16 protein-coding genes are annotated in these 17202 nt (G+C 40.9%); 10 read left to right on the top strand and 6 right to left on the bottom strand.

Going from position 1 to position 17202, the window contains the following annotated elements:
- Positions 1 to 7 precede the first annotated feature (7 nt).
- The 3 genes from U2P91_RS00990 to U2P91_RS00980 all read left to right on the top strand — a co-directional run bounded on the left by U2P91_RS00990 (position 8) and on the right by U2P91_RS00980 (position 1391).
- Positions 8 to 157, top strand: a complete 150-nt coding sequence (locus tag U2P91_RS00990; RefSeq protein WP_322518789.1) for a hypothetical protein — start codon at positions 8 to 10, stop codon at positions 155 to 157.
- A 123-nt stretch (positions 158 to 280) separates the two neighbouring features.
- On the top strand, positions 281 to 925 hold the full coding sequence (locus U2P91_RS00985) for a TetR/AcrR family transcriptional regulator (protein WP_111887310.1): 645 nt from the start codon (positions 281 to 283) through the stop codon (positions 923 to 925).
- Positions 918 to 1391: an FMN-binding protein gene (locus U2P91_RS00980; RefSeq protein ID WP_322518788.1), complete on the top strand. Its 474-nt coding sequence runs from the start codon at positions 918 to 920 to the stop codon at positions 1389 to 1391. Before U2P91_RS00985 ends, U2P91_RS00980 begins: the two co-directional genes overlap by 8 nt.
- Here the strand turns inward: U2P91_RS00980 and U2P91_RS00975 are convergent.
- The 3 genes from U2P91_RS00975 to ablA all read right to left on the bottom strand — a co-directional run bounded on the left by U2P91_RS00975 (position 1378) and on the right by ablA (position 4642).
- Positions 1378 to 2367 carry a 2-hydroxyacid dehydrogenase gene (locus U2P91_RS00975; protein WP_111887307.1) on the bottom strand — a complete coding sequence of 330 codons (990 nt, stop codon included), beginning with the start codon at positions 2365 to 2367 and terminating at the stop codon, positions 1378 to 1380. The genes U2P91_RS00980 and U2P91_RS00975 overlap by 14 nt on opposite strands.
- Positions 2368 to 2468: 101 nt before the next feature.
- Positions 2469 to 3314 carry a putative beta-lysine N-acetyltransferase gene (gene ablB / locus U2P91_RS00970; protein WP_322518787.1) on the bottom strand — a complete coding sequence of 282 codons (846 nt, stop codon included), beginning with the start codon at positions 3312 to 3314 and terminating at the stop codon, positions 2469 to 2471.
- On the bottom strand, positions 3314 to 4642 hold the full coding sequence (gene ablA, locus U2P91_RS00965; RefSeq protein ID WP_322518786.1) for a lysine 2,3-aminomutase: 1329 nt from the start codon (positions 4640 to 4642) through the stop codon (positions 3314 to 3316). The genes ablB and ablA overlap by 1 nt, the downstream gene beginning before the upstream one ends.
- A 689-nt stretch (positions 4643 to 5331) precedes the next feature.
- Here ablA and U2P91_RS00960 point away from each other — a divergent pair.
- A complete protein-coding gene (locus tag U2P91_RS00960; protein ID WP_322518785.1) occupies positions 5332 to 5967 on the top strand; it encodes a DUF2179 domain-containing protein in 636 nt (211 codons plus the stop codon).
- Positions 5968 to 6170: 203 nt separating this feature from the next.
- Here the strand turns inward: U2P91_RS00960 and U2P91_RS00955 are convergent, their stop codons facing one another.
- A complete protein-coding gene (locus U2P91_RS00955) occupies positions 6171 to 6428 on the bottom strand; it encodes a hypothetical protein (protein ID WP_322518784.1) in 258 nt (85 codons plus the stop codon).
- A gap of 521 nt (positions 6429 to 6949) precedes the next feature.
- Between U2P91_RS00955 and U2P91_RS00950 the strand changes: the two genes are divergently transcribed.
- Positions 6950 to 10027: a methyl-accepting chemotaxis protein gene (locus tag U2P91_RS00950; protein ID WP_322518783.1), complete on the top strand. Its 3078-nt coding sequence runs from the start codon at positions 6950 to 6952 to the stop codon at positions 10025 to 10027.
- A 127-nt stretch (positions 10028 to 10154) separates the two neighbouring features.
- Here the strand turns inward: U2P91_RS00950 and U2P91_RS00945 are convergent, their stop codons facing one another.
- On the bottom strand, positions 10155 to 11093 hold the full coding sequence (locus U2P91_RS00945; protein ID WP_322518782.1) for a CHAP domain-containing protein: 939 nt from the start codon (positions 11091 to 11093) through the stop codon (positions 10155 to 10157).
- A 662-nt stretch (positions 11094 to 11755) separates the two neighbouring features.
- Here U2P91_RS00945 and rsmA point away from each other — a divergent pair.
- The 3 genes from rsmA to U2P91_RS00930 are packed head-to-tail and all read left to right on the top strand — an operon-like array spanning position 11756 to position 14493.
- A complete protein-coding gene (rsmA, locus tag U2P91_RS00940; protein ID WP_322518781.1) occupies positions 11756 to 12628 on the top strand; it encodes a 16S rRNA (adenine(1518)-N(6)/adenine(1519)-N(6))-dimethyltransferase RsmA in 873 nt (290 codons plus the stop codon).
- A gap of 39 nt (positions 12629 to 12667) precedes the next feature.
- Complete coding sequence (locus U2P91_RS00935) at positions 12668 to 13696, top strand: ABC transporter ATP-binding protein (RefSeq protein ID WP_322518780.1); 1029 nt, start codon at positions 12668 to 12670, stop codon at positions 13694 to 13696.
- Positions 13693 to 14493, top strand: a complete 801-nt coding sequence (locus tag U2P91_RS00930; protein WP_322518779.1) for a hypothetical protein — start codon at positions 13693 to 13695, stop codon at positions 14491 to 14493. Before U2P91_RS00935 ends, U2P91_RS00930 begins: the two co-directional genes overlap by 4 nt.
- Positions 14494 to 14622: 129 nt before the next feature.
- Here the strand turns inward: U2P91_RS00930 and U2P91_RS00925 are convergent, their stop codons facing one another.
- Complete coding sequence (locus U2P91_RS00925; RefSeq protein ID WP_322518778.1) at positions 14623 to 15516, bottom strand: fumarylacetoacetate hydrolase family protein; 894 nt, start codon at positions 15514 to 15516, stop codon at positions 14623 to 14625.
- Between the two features lie 318 nt (positions 15517 to 15834).
- On the opposite strand from U2P91_RS00925, the gene pyrB reads away from it, so the two are divergent.
- Together pyrB and U2P91_RS00915 are read left to right on the top strand one after the other, a co-directional pair.
- A complete protein-coding gene (gene pyrB / locus U2P91_RS00920; RefSeq protein WP_322518777.1) occupies positions 15835 to 16761 on the top strand; it encodes an aspartate carbamoyltransferase in 927 nt (308 codons plus the stop codon).
- Positions 16758 to 17192 carry an aspartate carbamoyltransferase regulatory subunit gene (locus tag U2P91_RS00915; RefSeq protein ID WP_322518776.1) on the top strand — a complete coding sequence of 145 codons (435 nt, stop codon included), beginning with the start codon at positions 16758 to 16760 and terminating at the stop codon, positions 17190 to 17192. The genes pyrB and U2P91_RS00915 overlap by 4 nt, the downstream gene beginning before the upstream one ends.
- The last annotated feature ends 10 nt before the right edge of the window (positions 17193 to 17202 follow it).

Here is a 17202-nt window from a genome sequence, read left to right as displayed (position 1 = left end):
ATAATCAATGGAATCAAAAATTATAAAAAAAAGTGAGGTTAGCATGAAAATTATTGCAATCATGGGAAGTCCCCACAAAGGGAAGGGTTTGGAGATCGTACAGAAGATCGAGGTTGAACTCTCTCGTTTGGCTGAGATCGAAATAGAGATACTATAAAAACTTCATCCCCGGATAATCTGGGGATTTTTTTGGATATTGTTTTTTGTAAACAGCTTGATTAATGATAGACGAGCAGGTATAATTAAACCCGGAGTATAATTAATGAAATGAGGGTTTGATATGGGAAGACGAAAAAAAGAACTAGCTGATTTCCACAGAGACAGCATTATAACAATTGCGGAAACACTCTTTAAAAAAAATGGCGTTGACAATACGACAATGAATGACATCGCAAGGGAAGCCGAATATAGTAAGGCAACCTTATACGTGTATTTTAAAAACAAAGAAGAAATTGTCAATTGCATTATATTTAAAAGCATGAAAATGCTTTATGATCGCATTCAAACTGCAACCCAACCGGGGAATGACCTATTTGCAAGATATTATGTAATTTGCAATGAACTTACCGCCTATTGTGATGACTATCCTTTGTATTTTCAAACCGTACTTCAAGAAATTAATGTGGATGTTAATAATGAAGATACGCCAATGGTGTTTCGAGAAATATTTGAATTGGGCGAGCAAATCAATGAACTGATCGGTACATTTTTTGTGGATGGGATTAAGCAGGGTGTTTTTCGTTCAGATATTAAAATCCCGGAGACCGTGTTTATGTTCTGGGCTAGTCTATCGGGGATCATTCTGATGGCCTGGAAAAAACAGCAATACATTGAACAGGCGATGAATACAACAAAAAAAGATTTCTTGAAATACAGTTTTGATACCTTGCTGAATTCGATTCTGAAGGAGAAACAAAATGTTTAAAATAAAAACGATTGTTTTACCACTAATCATTTCGATTCTGATTATCGGAATCTTTTCTGGTGCCTGTTATCTTAGTGATGTAAACAACTATAAAAAAGCGGTTGCCAGCATTACAATTGCCAACATTGATCTATCGCGAATTCCAGATGGTGTTTATGATGGCTCATATGATGTCGGTTATATATCGGCAAAAGCTGAAGTTGTTGTTGCTAATGGATTAATTAAGACCATCAACCTGATTGAGCATCAGAACGAACGGGGTTCTTCCGCTGAGGTGATTACGGACACCATTGTTAAGGAACAAACGATAGATGTGGATGCTGTTACTGGAGCGACTAATTCAAGTAAAGTGATTAAAAAGCGATTGAGAATGCTCTCCTTCAAAAATAACAAGATGTATCCTGCAACTAAAGCGCTTTTACTTTTTATTATAAAAGATCCTTTTTTAAGGATTATAATCCGTTAACAATATTTATAGGGCATTCACCTTTTGATACCGCCAGAATGTTTGTCCAGACCGTTTTATGCATTTTTTCAAAAGCCGGTTTGGTGGTACCGCCAATATGGGGGCTGAAAAGCAGTTTATAACGACAGCTTTCTGGTAGATTAAGGAGTGGATTATCGGTCATAACCGGTTCCGGGTACAGCGTGTCCAGACCAGCCCCGGCAATCAGTCCGGCTGATAATGCGGCGACCAGATCTTCCTGGACAACCAGCTCTCCGCGGGCAGTATTAATAAGTAGGGATGACGGTTTCATCAGTGACAGCAGTTCAGAATTGATTAGGCCGGTTGTTTCCAGGGTGACCGGTAAATGGAGGCTGATGATATCACACTGCTTGCAAAGGTCTTCCAGAGGCAGATAGCTAAGCCCCAATTTGTGCTCAGCCGCACTTTTTCTAGAACGGTTAAAATAACTGAGCCTCGAACCAAATGACTTCAAACGCTTAGCGGTTTCAAAGGCAATAGAACCCATGCCAACCAGCCCCACATGACAGGAGCCAAGCTCTGGAATACCATCTAGAATAAATGAACCTTTGGCCTGAATCTGCCGACCATCGCGAACCATCTGATCACCTTCCAGGAGTCGTCGCTGGAGGCCTAGCATCAGCAGGATGGTTTGCTCTGCTACCGCACTGGAGTTGGCGGCGGTATTGTTACAAACGTAAATTTTTTTTTCTTTAGCAGCAGCGCTATCAATTTTATTATAACCCACACCTTCGGAATGGATAAGTTTGAGATTGGGCATGCTATCAATCAGGTTTTTGCTGACTTCCCGAATGGCATCCGCAAAAATAAAATCAGCATCACCAGCAGCTTGTAGCACTGCCTGATCAGTATTTAGATCCTCGCCAAAAATTAATTCCCAGTCTTTTGGGATACCGGATAAATCTGAAAATTTGTCCACGCGTTTCGTCGAAGTTAGAATCAGAACCTTTGTCACAGGGATACCTCCATTATGTTAATTACTAGTATTATATAATGACGACGAATTAAGCACAACTAAATTTGCATACAGTTTGCAAAGACATCGGTGCTGCTTAATTATTTAGCTGCGCCGATGTCTTTATACCAGATATTCATGGATTCGATTGATCCTGAAATCTGGGTATTATTATTAAGGGTGCCACCATATTGATAATTTGCTCGGGCAAAGGTTCTATTCATTCCATAAGACGATGCTCTGGCGATGGTATAGAGCAGTCGAAATCCTGCGTTAATCATATGTTTTTCCATTTCATTAAGGAGATGGAGGGCCAGCTTATGACCCCGATACGCTGGTAATACTGCAAAATCGGTCATCTCAGAATTTAAATTGTCCAAATCAGTTTCGCTGGAAGAGACGGCGACTAGATGATTATTGTGAAATACACCAAAGTAGGTAACGTGATCAGACATGGTTTCGAGAAGATAGTCTGCATTAAAAATAGGAAAGGGATAGCTTTTAAAAACTGTGCCATAAATTTGTGCGAGTGTGGGTATATCTGATGGCCCTAATTCTCTAATTTTGAATTCTTCTGGCAGGGCTTGGGTTGCAGCTTCGGCACGCTTTTTTATTGCATCGTCAAGAATTTGTTTGATTTCCATGTCATTAGTTAGGCTTTCTCTTTTAGGACAAAGGTATTTGCTCAATAATTTACATGTTTCCTGACCCCGGTAAAAGCCGGGTATCGCGGCTTCTTCTTTGTAACCATCGGCTTTAAAAACGGGATCTTGGGATTCTGGAATCTTGGCAACTATTTTTGAGTAATTTTTATCATGTGCCAGTTGGTTCATGTGTGTGATGAGCGAGTCGGCCTCGGCAGCATCATATTTCATTAAGTAAATCCGATTGCTGTTTTTTCCGTGCTGAATCAGACTATGACCATAGGGTTCAATGATGTCAGTCATTATATTGCCTCGTCACTTTGATTTCTTTGGTCGCGTTCAAGGTTTTCAGGAACCAGTGTGATGGTTTCTTCATAATCGCAAAGCAATTTGGAAATGCCGATCGGTTTGCGATCACTTTCCTCGTTATTTAGTTTTAATTGGAGCTTGCAATTCGTACAGTTTAAATCACAGGCTGTGTGTTCATAGGTGTCTGGCATCTGATATGTGGTGATGACGCCTTCATAATTTCTTAAGATAACCTTGTTAGTCGACCAGGAAATGAGGTAGTTAGGCATCACCGGGATTTTACCACCGCCACCAGGGGCATCAATAACATAAGTTGGAATGGCGAAGCCACTGGTATGACCTCTTAAACTCTCCATTATTTCAATGCCTTTACCAACATTGGTTCTAAAATGCTCAAGCCCTTCAGATAAATCACATTGATATAAATAGTACGGGCGAACGCGGTTTGCTACTAATTTATGAACCAGTTTTTTCATGATTTGCGGGCAGTCATTGACGTCTTTTAATAACACTGATTGGTTGCCTAAAGGAATTCCCGCACCGGTTAGTTTTTTTAGCGCATTAATTGAGGTTTTGGTAATTTCCCGGGGATGATTGTAGTGAGTGTTGATCCAGAGATTATCATATTTACTGAGGACTTTTATGAGCTTGTCTGTGATCCGATAGGGAAGAACGACCGGCGTTCGTGTGCCAATACGAATTACTTCAACATGGGGAATTGCAGCAACAAGTCCGAGAATATGGTCTAGCTTTTCGTCGGACAAAAGAAATGGATCTCCACCGGAAAGAAGAACGTCCCGTACGGTGGGTGTATTCTTAATATAGTCGATACCCGCAGCAATCATTTCATCAGAAGGAACGGAGTCCACATCGCCAACTTTTCTTTTTCGGGTACAATGACGGCAATACATCGCGCACACATTACTGACGTGAAAAAGGACCCGGTCCGGATATCGATGGGTAATTCCACAGACAGGACTATCCTTGTCCTCATGGAGCGGATCTTCCATATCAATGGATGAGATGATCAATTCGTCAATACTTGGAAAACTCTGTTTGAAAACCGGATCCGTTTCAAAATCATCTTCGTCGATTAATGATAAGTAGTAAGGTGTAATCGCCATTGGAAATTTATCAATGGTTTCATTAATCTCTTTTTTCTTTTCATCAGAAAATTTAATTCCCATAATTTTTTCAAATGTTTCAACTTTTCGAATCGTATTTTTTAGTTGCCAGCGCCAGTCGGTCCATTTATCCATTAAGTAATCGGAAGATTGGCTGGTATTTAGATGTTCCTGTGTTAATTTAATTGCTTCTTGCATGTTTTGTTCCTTTCAGATTATGTATTATAAACTATATTTGGGTGAATGGGGGGTGTGAAATAGAGGCGCATCTTTCTATCGCTATGAATAAAATATAAAAAAATGCACTCTAACTCTGCGTTTACAGAGTTAGAGTGCATAGGTTTCGCTAAAAATAACTCACCTTACACCATTCATAATACCCAATAAATATCAGGCAGAATAGTATAGTATATGACCATGTTGATCCTATACAAGCCCCAGTTCTATCCAGGATGTTTTTCAATGTAAATTTCATTGGATTAATAATCGGCTTACTTATTTCCACATTTACTTAGACACGTAAATAAGCTCACAAATAGAATTACTCAATACATATACTTCACATAATGTTTGTTTGATAATATGTATCATAATAGCAAAGAAAATCAAGTTTGTCAAACAAAATTGACTTTCTTAAGCTTAACAGGTGGAGGGTTTTATCATTTTATTGTTAGTATTTGGTGCGGTTACGACAAAATTTAGTGCCTTAAACATCTGGAATTTTTATATTTTTCTTGAACCCTTCATATTATGATTCACATCTGTTACAATGAAAAGTAATAGCGATGTTAGCAAGAAAAATTCTGGGAGTTTTGTTTGATAAATCGGAGCAATCGAATCTAGACGGAATCAAATGATCCATTCTCGTTCTAAAAAAAGGAGTGGCGATGACGCGATTATTTTTAATTATTTTTATTCAGTTACTTTATGTTCCCATGTTGACACTACGCACCATTTGTATGGTTAAAAATTTGAAGGTGTTAACTGGCATTTTTGGATTCATGGAAGCACTGATTTATATTTTTGGCTTGGCGATTGTATTATCTGGAGATCAAAGTATTTTGGAGATGGTTGTTTATGCCATTGGTTTTGCAGCAGGCTTAACCTTGGGCATTTATATTGAACAAAAATTAGCGATTGGATTCACCAGTATTCAAGTTAATATCGAACAGGAAAACGCCACCTTGATTGAAGTGTTGAGAAAAGAAGGATTTGGTGTTACCGCCTACTATGGTCAAGGAAAATATGGAAAACGCACCAATTTAGATATTCTTACCAAGCGTAAGTGCGAGAAAAGGTTATTGCGGATTATTGATGAATACGAACCGAGAGCATTTATTATGTCTTTTGAACCTAAAATGTTTCGCGGCGGCTATCTAACTGAAATGATGAATATGCGGTTGAAAATGAAGATGCATAAAAAAAGTCGTGAGCAGGAAGAATTAAAGAGTGTGATCGAGAAAACAGTAGAAGAGATAAAAACCGAAACGGAGACGCTTAAAAATGATTGGTTTGAGGATTAGAAAAATACAGTTACAGAAATAAAAAAATAAATGTTTTAGAAAGATTAAGAAAATATAACCGTTTTATCAAAAAAGATAAACACCAATAAAAACAACGATGCGGTCACATCGTTGTTTTTTATTGGGATCGTTTTTAATTTAGATAGATTTGAATTTTATGGCTTTCATCTGGGTATCAAAGTAGAAATCGGCGGCACAAGAAATCATATCTGACCAGTCAAGAAACTTGCTGTTTTGTCGTACCCATGAATCCATTGCGGTAACTGGGATCGACTCAAAATCCTCCTGAGTGACAGCGGAAAATCCAGCGGATTGTAAAAAATCTTCAAGGCAGGAAAAAACAGTGTTTTTTTTAGAAATGCAGGGGTTAAGTAGTTTTTAATCAAATTAAGATCGTCTTGAATACGGATCACCGAATCGTCTGCTGTAGGTAAATCTAAATGGCTAGATGGCCCTTTCATTAGCTACCTCCTTAAAATTTGGTATGATTAATGATATACTCATTTTATAGTGTTTAATGGGGTGTGACAAGAAAAATATAATTTTTTTGATAGCGTATACCATATTTATGTTTATGCAACAAACCATTAACCGATAATGTTTTATTGAAGATGAAATATTACCCTTTAAAAGGTAGTGGTTTAGTCGATAGTTTAATAGGGATAAATTCATGTAAATATTATGAGTCAGTATTATAAAACTAGTTTTGTAATGGACTTAGCATTACAGTGTGACCAGCAAAACGTGCCTTTTAAAACTGATGAGTGAAATGGTTTGCTTTTTTAAGTTGGTGGCACTCACCGATGCGAGGTGTACTGTTTATTTATGTAGCCCTATTTTAGAAGTTATGATTTTAATGCTTTTATTAAGCGAGCAATGAGCAATAGCGATAAACGAAAATTTCCGGAAGAAAACAGCTAGTTTAAACGATCCGTTAGGAAAGGATTATCACGGTATTTTGTAAATTTTAAGGAGAACCAATATGGAGAAAACTCGAACTACACAAAAAAAACAAATGAATCTACTAACCCGGATACTTATTTACATCGGTATTCCGATTGTAATTATTTATGGTGTTTCATCATTCATTACCTTATACAATGTGAATACATCGATTACCGATCTAACTGAGAAACAGCTAGAAGCAGAATCTGACGCGGCCGCCAGTGAAATAGCAGGAGTGTTTAACAAATATCTCGAAATCACAAGACAAATGGCTGTTAACAGCCAATTTGAAGATGTGACAGATGAGATTACGCCAGGCATGGATGCAATGACAGCTCAGGGATTTGCAAAATCAGAAAAGTCGCTTTTCGGTATCAAGTCATCTGATCCAAATATTCTTGATGCCTGGGTAGGTGAACGCGATACGAATCAGCTACTTTTGTCAAAGGGCGTTCATTCTAGTCCCGATTGGATCATGGTTGAACGGCCGTGGTATATTCAAATGATGGACGTTGGTGGGACAACGATGACGTCGCCCTACGTGGATGCATTGACCGGAAAAATGGTGGTAACGGCAGTTTCACCAATTTATCGAACGGGTACAAAGGATGTCATTAGTGCCGCCGGGTTAGATTTCACTCTGGATAGTGTTTCAGCAATAATGAGTGAATACAAACTGGGTGAGACGGGATTTTTTATTCTGGCCAGCGCTGACGGACAGATGATCTATCATACCAACCAGGAGTATATCAATACCCATATCAATGATTCGGATATGTCGGATAACATTAAAGAAGCCGTCTTGAATCAAAACACTGGGGCCATCGAATATACCAGTGGTGGCTCACACAATCACGGCTATGTTGCGATGGTTGGCAATACTGGTTGGACGATAATTACTGGCCTGCCTGATAAAGAGTTTAACAGTGCCTACAATTTAATTCAGTTCATTACTTTTATCATTATGCTGATCGTTATTGCCGGGATGGTGTTACTCACCGTCTTTACATCCAGAAAAATCGCAAAACCAATCAATATGTTGGCGGGGATCGCCAAAAAGTTGGCGGTCGGCAATGTGGACGTGAATATCGATGGCATCGCAGCCATCAGCAGTGAAACGACAGAACTGACAGCGGCATTTAGTGAGATGGCGAAGAATACCAGGGAGCAGGCAATGGCTGCACAACGGATCGCAACAGGAGATTTGACAATGGACGTTATCCCAAGATCCGATCAAGACGTATTGGGAATCAGCATGGCTGATATGATCAAGTCGTTGCGGGAACTGATTCAGGAAACTGAAATGTTGACCGAAGCCGCAGTAGCAGGCAAGTTATCTGTTCGTGGGAATACTGAAGCGTTAAACGGAGGTTACCGGGATATCATCGAAGGTGTTAACGCAACATTAGACGCTGTAATTGGACCACTGAACATGGCATCGGGTTATATCGATAGAATCGGAAAAGGAGAAATCCCCGAAAAGATAAACTCAGAAGCCAAGGGTGATTTTGCCGATTTGATAAACAGCATTAATTCTTGTATTGATGGCTTAGGGGCTTTGATAGAAGGCAGGGAAGTTTTGGCTTTGATGAGCAAGAATGATCTAACCCAACGAATCGATGCGAATTACTCCGGAATTTATGGGGAAATTGCCCAATCCATCAATACGATTCAAGATTCTTTAATGATCGTGGTCAAAGCGGTGGATGATATCTCAAATGGAGATATGAAAATGCTGGATGGATTAAAGGCAACGGGACCACTTAGCGAAAATGATCGCTTAATACCGGGTTTTATCAAGCTGATGGAAAACATCATCATGTTACTTGAAGAATCGGACAGTATGGCTAAAGCCGCCGTGGCCGGGGATCTCGATAATCGGGCTCATGCATCCCGATTCCCGGGAGATTATGCCAAAGTAATCAACGGTTTTAATAACACTCTGGATGCCCTAACCGAACCGATGCAGGAAGCCTCCCAGGTGCTAAATGAGTTGGCTCAGGGTAATCTGAGTACGGCGATGACTGGCGATTACTTGGGACAAAACGGTCAGATCAAAGAGGACATGAATAAAACCATTACATTCCTGAAACAATATGTCCAGGAAATTTCAGAAAAACTGGAAAAGGTCAGCAATGGTGATTTTAACCAGGAAATTACCGCCAACTATCTGGGTGATTTTGTTAATATTAAATATGCCATTAATGATATTACCGGCCATCTTAGTGAAATCTTGACCGAGATTGGGAACTCGGCCAATCAGGTGGAAGCAGGCTCCCGCCAAATATCCGATGGTGGCCAGGCGCTGGCCCAGGGAACAACCGAGCAAGCCAGTGCAATCCAGCAATTGTCGGCTTCCATTGAGGAAGTGGCGGAAGAAACTAAGAAAAACGCCCAAAATGCCAATGCCGCTAATGAACGAACCCTTGAGGTTCGGACGACGGCCGAAGCAGGCAACAAACAGATGGGGGATATGGTTAACGCCATGGAAGAAATCAATGAATCCTCCAATAGTATTTCCAAGATTATTAAAGTCATTGATGACATTGCTTTCCAAACCAATATTCTGGCTCTGAATGCCGCGGTCGAAGCCGCCCGGGCTGGTCAACATGGGAAAGGTTTTGCTGTGGTCGCCGAAGAGGTTCGATCATTAGCGGCGCGGAGTGCCGAAGCCGCCCGTGAAACAACCGGTCTGATTGAAGGCTCCATTGATAAGGTAGAAACGGGTACAAAAATTGCCAATGACACCGCCGACAGTTTAGAAGGGATCTTAAAATCAGTGGCCAAAGTAACCGATCTGGTCAGCAACATCGCTGTCGCATCGAATGATCAGGCCACCAGCATTGCCCAGATCACCCAGGGGATTGAACAGGTTTCCCAAGTAGTACAGACTAATTCGGCAACGGCCGAAGAGAGTGCTGCCGCCAGCGAAGAGCTTTCTGGTCAGGCTGAACTGCTAAAGAATATGGTTTCTGAATTCAGGTTAAAGAGTAAAACAAGTAATGAAGCAAGCACGAGAAAAGCTGCTTCTGCAAATCCTCAAATAAGTAAAGAACAGGTCGCGCATCAACCAGCAGAACCACAAATTCAACTTGATGATATAGACAAATACTAAAAAGATCGGTGCTAATGACATTGATGTATCTTAAGCTTATTCTGAAAAATAGCTTATCCTAGAAAAAAGCCTTCCAGTGATGTTTGTAGACGTCATCTGAAAGGCTTTTTCTTTAAAAGTAAGTTACTTAGTTTGTGTGAACAACTTCACCCAGGCTGGTAAAGGTGTCGGCTTTTGTAATGGTTGTGGCGGTCATGGTGTAGTGACCGGCGTTGTCATAAGCATAAACATGGACATTGTAGTCACCAAGCTCGGTATTGTGATCACTGTATGGAATAAAACAACTGGCCACATTGTCAGAAACGCTTCCTTCATGCCAGATTAAATCATCCTGCCCACCGTTTTCGGTCCAGACGGGAAAGTAAACCTGGCTGATCCCGCTTAAGTCGTCAGAAACCAGAGCGGTGACTTTGATTCCTTCGCTTTGATAGTCAGTAACCAGTACATCTGATAAAGACGGTGGTGTTATGTCCGATGTGGCATCAATGTAGTCGCCGATGTAGATATAACCTTGAAAACCGCCCACGGAGGTAGCATCCTCAGCACCAATGGTATAGGTGTAATTCTGGAAGTATACGCCACTATAGGTTGATTCGGATAGGGTAACCGTATCGCCGTTGATCGCTTCAACAATTGCCACGTGTCCATCTGAACTGCCACCCCAACAGATCACGGCGCCCAGTTTTGGGGTGGATCCGGAGGGGTAATAACCATTGCTTTGATTATCGGCCCACCATGAATTCGCATTACCCATATGTAAATTTGGGGCGGTTCCTAAAATTTCATACGCCCGGCCAAAAGCGTAGGCGGTACAATTCGGCATACCGTAGCCACCCTGGGCATAAGGATTGTTGGTAAAGAAATAAGGATTATCAGCACTCGGTGCTGTTGTTCGCGCTACGAACAAGCTGGGCAGGGGAGCGGTGTTTTTCGCCGTCTCAACTGCCTGGGTGATTTGGGTTAAATCCACTGCGGCTTCTTCTGCCATAACAGTGCCTGGCGCTATACCCAGGCATAAAACAAAGGCAAGACTTACGCATGCGCTTTTTATTAAGTTTTTCTTCATTTGACCTCCAATGTCAAAACATGATGGTGTCACTATTTTTGTTGTGACTTAAATGCATCATTGATTGTTGCAATTTATTTACAAATTGGCAATGCGTATAATACATTATACATGGATATTTTGCAAGGCCATCGTTAAATACGTTTAAGAAAACACAGTATAAGGTTTAATAAGAGAGTTAGATAGTATGATGAAACGGCTTTAAAATGGTAAATATTTACGACACTGAAGAAAGGGAGTTATAAGATATCGGAATCATTTGTAAAAATGATTAATTTAGCTTTAAGTTAAAATGAAATAACTTGTCAAAAAGTAAAGAGTGGAGCTTTACATGAGTCATGGAGACGTTTACTTTTTTAACTAAATGACATCCGCTTTCAAATAAATCCGCTAAAAAATTTAATTATTCAGGAATGTTGCCTGTCAGTGGACCAATGAAGGGCTTTTGACAGATTTAAAATTGCAAATAAACATTTGACAGGATAATGTTTGAAGATCTCGTAAAGTATTGGTTAAATGTTTAAAAGGTTGATTCTTTCCGTATTGAATTGGTGATAAGGTCTTCCCGCAGGATTAAATAAAGTGTATAATAGTTAAGTTATGAATGAAGCCGCACAGGATCATAATAGCGTGTAAATATTTGTTAAACAGAAAGGAAATGAATGGAAAAATTAACATCACCAAGAGTCATTGAAGCATTGTTAAAAAAATACGATCTCCACTTCAATAAACGTTTTGGACAGAATTTTTTAATTGATGAAAATATTGTTCAAAAAATTGTAAAAGCTGGAGATGTAAATGAAAGGGATCTGGTATTGGAAATTGGTCCGGGGATTGGAACCATGACCCAGGCGCTTAGTGAACATGCGGGCAAGGTTATCACAGTTGAAATTGATAAAAAACTGATACCGGTACTCCGGGAGACATTAAAAGCGTGTGACAATGTCGAAATCGTTCAAGGCGATATTTTAAAAACCAACGTAAAAGAGATATTGGGAGAAGATCTTGCTACCATGCCTCTTAAGATCGTGGCAAATTTACCCTATTATATTACCACTCCCATTATTATGGGTTTTCTGGAATCGGACCTGCCTATAGAGAGCATGACCTTCTTGATTCAAAAAGAGGTGGGTGAGCGTTTGTGTGGGGTTCCCAGCACCAAAGCTTATGGATCTTTGAGCATTGTAGCACAGTTTTATGCCGATATTTCCATCGATTTTGATGTACCTTCCCAAGTGTTTATCCCTAAGCCCAAGGTTGATTCCATTGTTGTAACCCTGAAAAAACTGACGGTTCCCAGAATTGAACTGGAAAACAAGGAATTGTTTTTATCAATTGTCAAAGCCAGTTTTTTGAATCGGCGAAAAACTTTAATTAATGGGCTGACCATGAATACCCCATTTGAAAAAGACGTTTTGCTTGAGGTTCTGGAGGTCTGTAATATAGCACCGGGGATCCGGGGAGAAACCCTTACCGGATCAGATTTTGGTCGAATCGCTAATGAACTGAACAAACGGGTTGACAAATCGGCTTAACCTATAAAAAAGAAGAATAATGTTTGTAAGGAGAAAAAAATGATTGAATTAAAGGATGTTACCCTTAAATATTCAAGCTCTAGAGGCATTTTCAACTTGAATTTTAAAGTTGAAAAAGGTGAGGCGTTTGGATATGTTGGGCCTGACGACGCCGGAAAAACAACCACCATACGGATGCTCATGGGGTTGATCCGGGCGGGACGGGGCAGTGCCACCATCGATGGACTAAACTGCTTTTTTCGAGCTTCAGCGATTCAAAAAAATTTGGGATATGTGCCCGAAGATGTGGTTCTTTTCGAAAACATGCGGGTGAAAGAGTACCTCAATTTTATCTCCCAGATGCGTGGGATGTTTGGACAAAAAGATAACAGACACAGAGATTCACTGATTGAACGATTCGAGGTCGAAACGCGCGGGAAAATTGAAAACATGTCAATGGGCATGAAAAAAAGACTGTCCATTGTCACAGGTCTGATGCATGATCCTCAAACGTTGGTTTTGGATGAACCGACCATCAACTTAACCCCGCTGATGCAGTCGCGATTTTTAGACCTCGTGCTGGAAGAAAAACGCCGTGGGAAAACAGTGCTACTTTCGACCCATCGATTTGAAGAGGTGGAGCGAACCTGTGACCGGGTGGGGGTTCTCAAGGAAGGTCATCTGGTCGAAGACCGCGATATTGTCAGTCTGCGAGCCGACGAAACCAAGGCCTATCTGGTTAAATTTGCAGCTCCGCCAAATCTTGAGCAGATTAAGAAATACGGTTTCGGCTATCAGCAGTTTTCTCAAAGTGACTACGAAATATTTTCTCCTGGTGATCGGATTGACGTCTTGATGAAGGTTTTGTCTCATGAAAAGGTATTAGTATTTAATTCTAAAAACCAGTCCCTGGAAGAAATTTTCCAGCAACATTACCAGAAGGAAGTCCATCATGAAGCAATCAAAAAAGAAGTGCGGAACAAAGAAGAAAAACCGGAACAGAAGCGTAAATTGATTAAGGAAAAAGTGGCGAAAGGCAAAGCTCGGCCTGATCAGGAAGAAAAAGTCAGAGAGGGGAAAAAAGTATGAGTATTCCATTGTTTCTAAAAAATATCAAGAACAACACCCTGCTACTGCTGGTTTTTATTGCTCTGATGTCCATTTATCTGGCTGTTATTATCTATATCTATGATCCCAATGGGATAGGGGCAATGGTGGATATGATGTCCATCTTACCGACGACTCTGGTTAATGCCATGGGTTTTGGTACTATTGACAGTGGTCTGACCGGATTTATTGCCAGTTTGTTCTATGGCTTTCTGATTTATCTATTTCCCATGGTTTATTGCATTATTCTGGCCAACCGGCTGGTAGCAAAATGGGTTTATGAAGGTTCTTTTACGAGCTTGCTGTGCACCCCCAATAGCCGGATTAAAATCGTTGTGACCCAGGGTATTTATCTGCTGGCATCGATTGCAGTGTTGTTTACGGTGCTTTTTTTAGTCGGCTATGGTATGAGTGAACAGTTTTTTCCGGGAATGCTGGAAGTTAAAGTGTTTTTGAAATTAAATTTAGGCGCCTGTCTGATGACCATGACCATCGGCATGTTCTGTTTTTTCTTTTCCTGTTTATTTAACAGCACCAAACCGGCATTGTTCTTTGGTGCCCTGATTCCAATTGGATTCTTTGTCTTGAATACCCTCAGCAAGTTGTCAGAGCGAACCGCTTTTCTAGGGAAATTTTCCCTATACAATGCTTTTGATGGTCTGGCGATTGTTAATGGACAGGCAAACATCACCCTGATCATTGGCGGTTTTGCCATTTTTATTGGGGTATTGTTTGTCGCTGCTGTCGCGGTCTTCAGTTTGAAACGATTGCCTGTTTAAAATAACGAACAGCGCGAGTGGGTAGCGCCAAACCACATTGATCCGCAAAATAATCAAGTTCTATAAAAAAAACCAGCATTATCTCGGGGTCAGACCCCCCAGAGAATGCTGGTTTTTTAAAAATTTTTTTTATTCAATGATATTGCGCAGGATCCCGATTTTCTCAATTTCCGCTTCAATTTGATCCCCATGTTTGAGGAATTGCGGAGGATCCAGGGCAAAGCCGACACCGGCAGGTGTTCCGGTGAGAATGATATCGCCCGGCAGCAGGGTCATGCCTTGGGACAGGTCACTGATAATCGAAGGGATGTCAAAAATCATTCGAGCTGTGTTGGAATGCTGACGTATCTCGCCATTGATCCGACAGGTGATGTCCAGGTCAAAGGGAATTTTTAAATCGTTTTTGTGCAAAATTCGGGGGCCCAGGGGACAGAAGGTATCCAGTGATTTGCCCTTATACCATTGAGAGTGTTTTTTCTGAAGATCCCGGGCGGTGATGTCGTTGGCAATGGTGTAGCCAAAAATATAATCTTCGGCATCTTCCCTGGGAATATCGGCGCCTTCCTTGCCAATGACAATGGCCAGCTCCACTTCATAGTCGATTTGTTTGGTGGCCTTGGCATGAGACAGAATTACTGTATCTGGTCCAGTAACCGCGGTAGGCAGTTTGGAAAAATAAATCGGATTTTCCGGAACTTCTCCCATCGAGGGAATATTCCTGATTTCTTTGGCATGATCAGCATAGTTTTTGCCCAGACAGAAAATATTCCTTGGGGGTTTGGGAATCGGCGCCAGCAGTTTTACCAGACCCAGATTGATGCCCAGATTCTGATGCTCAGTCATGACTTTCTCCATATCAGTCAGTAGTTCGTCGGTAGCCATGGGAATAAAGTCGATCAGACGCTCCGGAAATTTGAGACCCATCAGTTTACCGATGGTTGTAATCGGTAAAACCTTGGTTTCATCGGCGGTCAGAATGCCACCTTCACTAAATGCGTTATATTGATAAGTTACGAAATACATAGAACCCTCCCTTTTTCTTCTTATCATACCATTATTTGCTCCGAAATTCCAGTCAAATCCTTACGCTTGCGCCTATTGAACCAGAAGTCCAAATATTATCTTAAGATAACGGTTTCTTTTAATCAAAGTCCATTGACAATTCTGCCTAATTAAATTATGATTATTGTAATTAAGTATGCAGGCTTTGTAAAGCGAGGCATATAGGTGCAAAAGGAACGATACATATAATGAGGGAATTGCCTGTTAGAAAGTATGCCGCTATTTTTATAAAGCGGCTTGTTTTTTGCCCATAATTGTGTTTATGATAGGAGGAACATTATGTTAAAAGGAAGACATTTAATCGAGCCTGGAGACTTTCAACTAAATGAAATTGAATCGATTATGCAGCTGGCTGATAATATTATTGCAGACCCCGAGGGTTATTCTTTGGTTTGCAAGGGGAAATTATTGGCCAGCCTTTTTTATGAGCCTTCCACCCGGACACGGTTCAGTTTTGAAGCTGCCATGCTTCGTTTAGGGGGAGAAATCATCGGGTTTGATGATCCAAATAATTCGTCGGTGTCCAAGGGAGAAAGTCTGGGGGATACCATCAGGACGATCGAGTGCTATTCCGATATCGCGGTGATTCGGCATCCCCGGGAAGGAACGGCTCGGCTGGTCTCTAAATTTGCCAACGAAATGCCGATTATCAATGCTGGCGATGGCGGCCATGAACATCCTACCCAGACCTTAACCGATCTACTGACGATCAGGAAATTCAAAGGCGGCTGCGACAACCATGTGGTAGGGGTTTGTGGCGATTTGCTTTTTGGCCGTACCATTCATTCTCTGGTTAAAATGCTGAATCGTTATAAGGGTGTTCGGTTTGTTTTTATTTCTCCGATAGAACTGAAAATGCCCGCTCATATTCTCAATCAGCTGGATCCACAAACCTATAAGGAAACGACCAGTCTCGATGAGGTCATCGGCGAGCTGGATATTCTCTATATGTCTCGGGTACAACGGGAGCGGTTTATCAGCGAGGAAGAATATCTGCGACTGAAAAATTATTATATTCTGGATAAAAAGAAGATGAAGGCGGCCAAGCCGGACATGATTGTGATGCATCCCTTGCCCCGGGTCAATGAAATTGCCCCGGAGGTAGATGAGGATCCTCGGGCGGTTTATTTTTCCCAGGCTAAGTATGGGATGTATGTGCGAATGGCATTGATTGCCAAACTTCTGGGCGTGGAGAAAAAAAAATGATCAACGTATCGAAACTGAAAAAAGGTATCATCATCGACCATATTGAAGCTGGACACGGTTTTGAGATTTACAAGCAACTCCATCTCAATGATATTGATGATGTGGTGGTACTGCTTAAAAAAATTCCCAGTAAAAAAATGAAACAGAAAGACTTAATTAAAATTGAAACCGATTTGCAGATTGATATGACGGTTCTGGGTCTGATTGATCCGAATGTGACCATTAACTTTGTCAAGAATGGTGAATTGTTCAAAAAAATAAACTTGACCCTGCCGAAGGTTGTCAACGGCATCATGACCTGCAAAAATCCCCGCTGTATTACTCAATACGAGGATGTGCAGGAGATTAAATTCTTTCTGGTCAATGAAGAGAAAAAAAAATACCGCTGTGAGTACTGCGACGCCTACACCACTTTTATTGACGAAGAATAACGAAGGAGGA

The organism is Acetobacterium sp. K1/6 (assembly GCF_034438075.1).
GTDB classification, from domain to species: domain Bacteria; phylum Bacillota; class Clostridia; order Eubacteriales; family Eubacteriaceae; genus Acetobacterium; species Acetobacterium carbinolicum.
The sequence above is the reverse complement of the archived record's forward strand: the minus strand, read 5'-3'. Positions and strand labels throughout refer to the sequence as shown.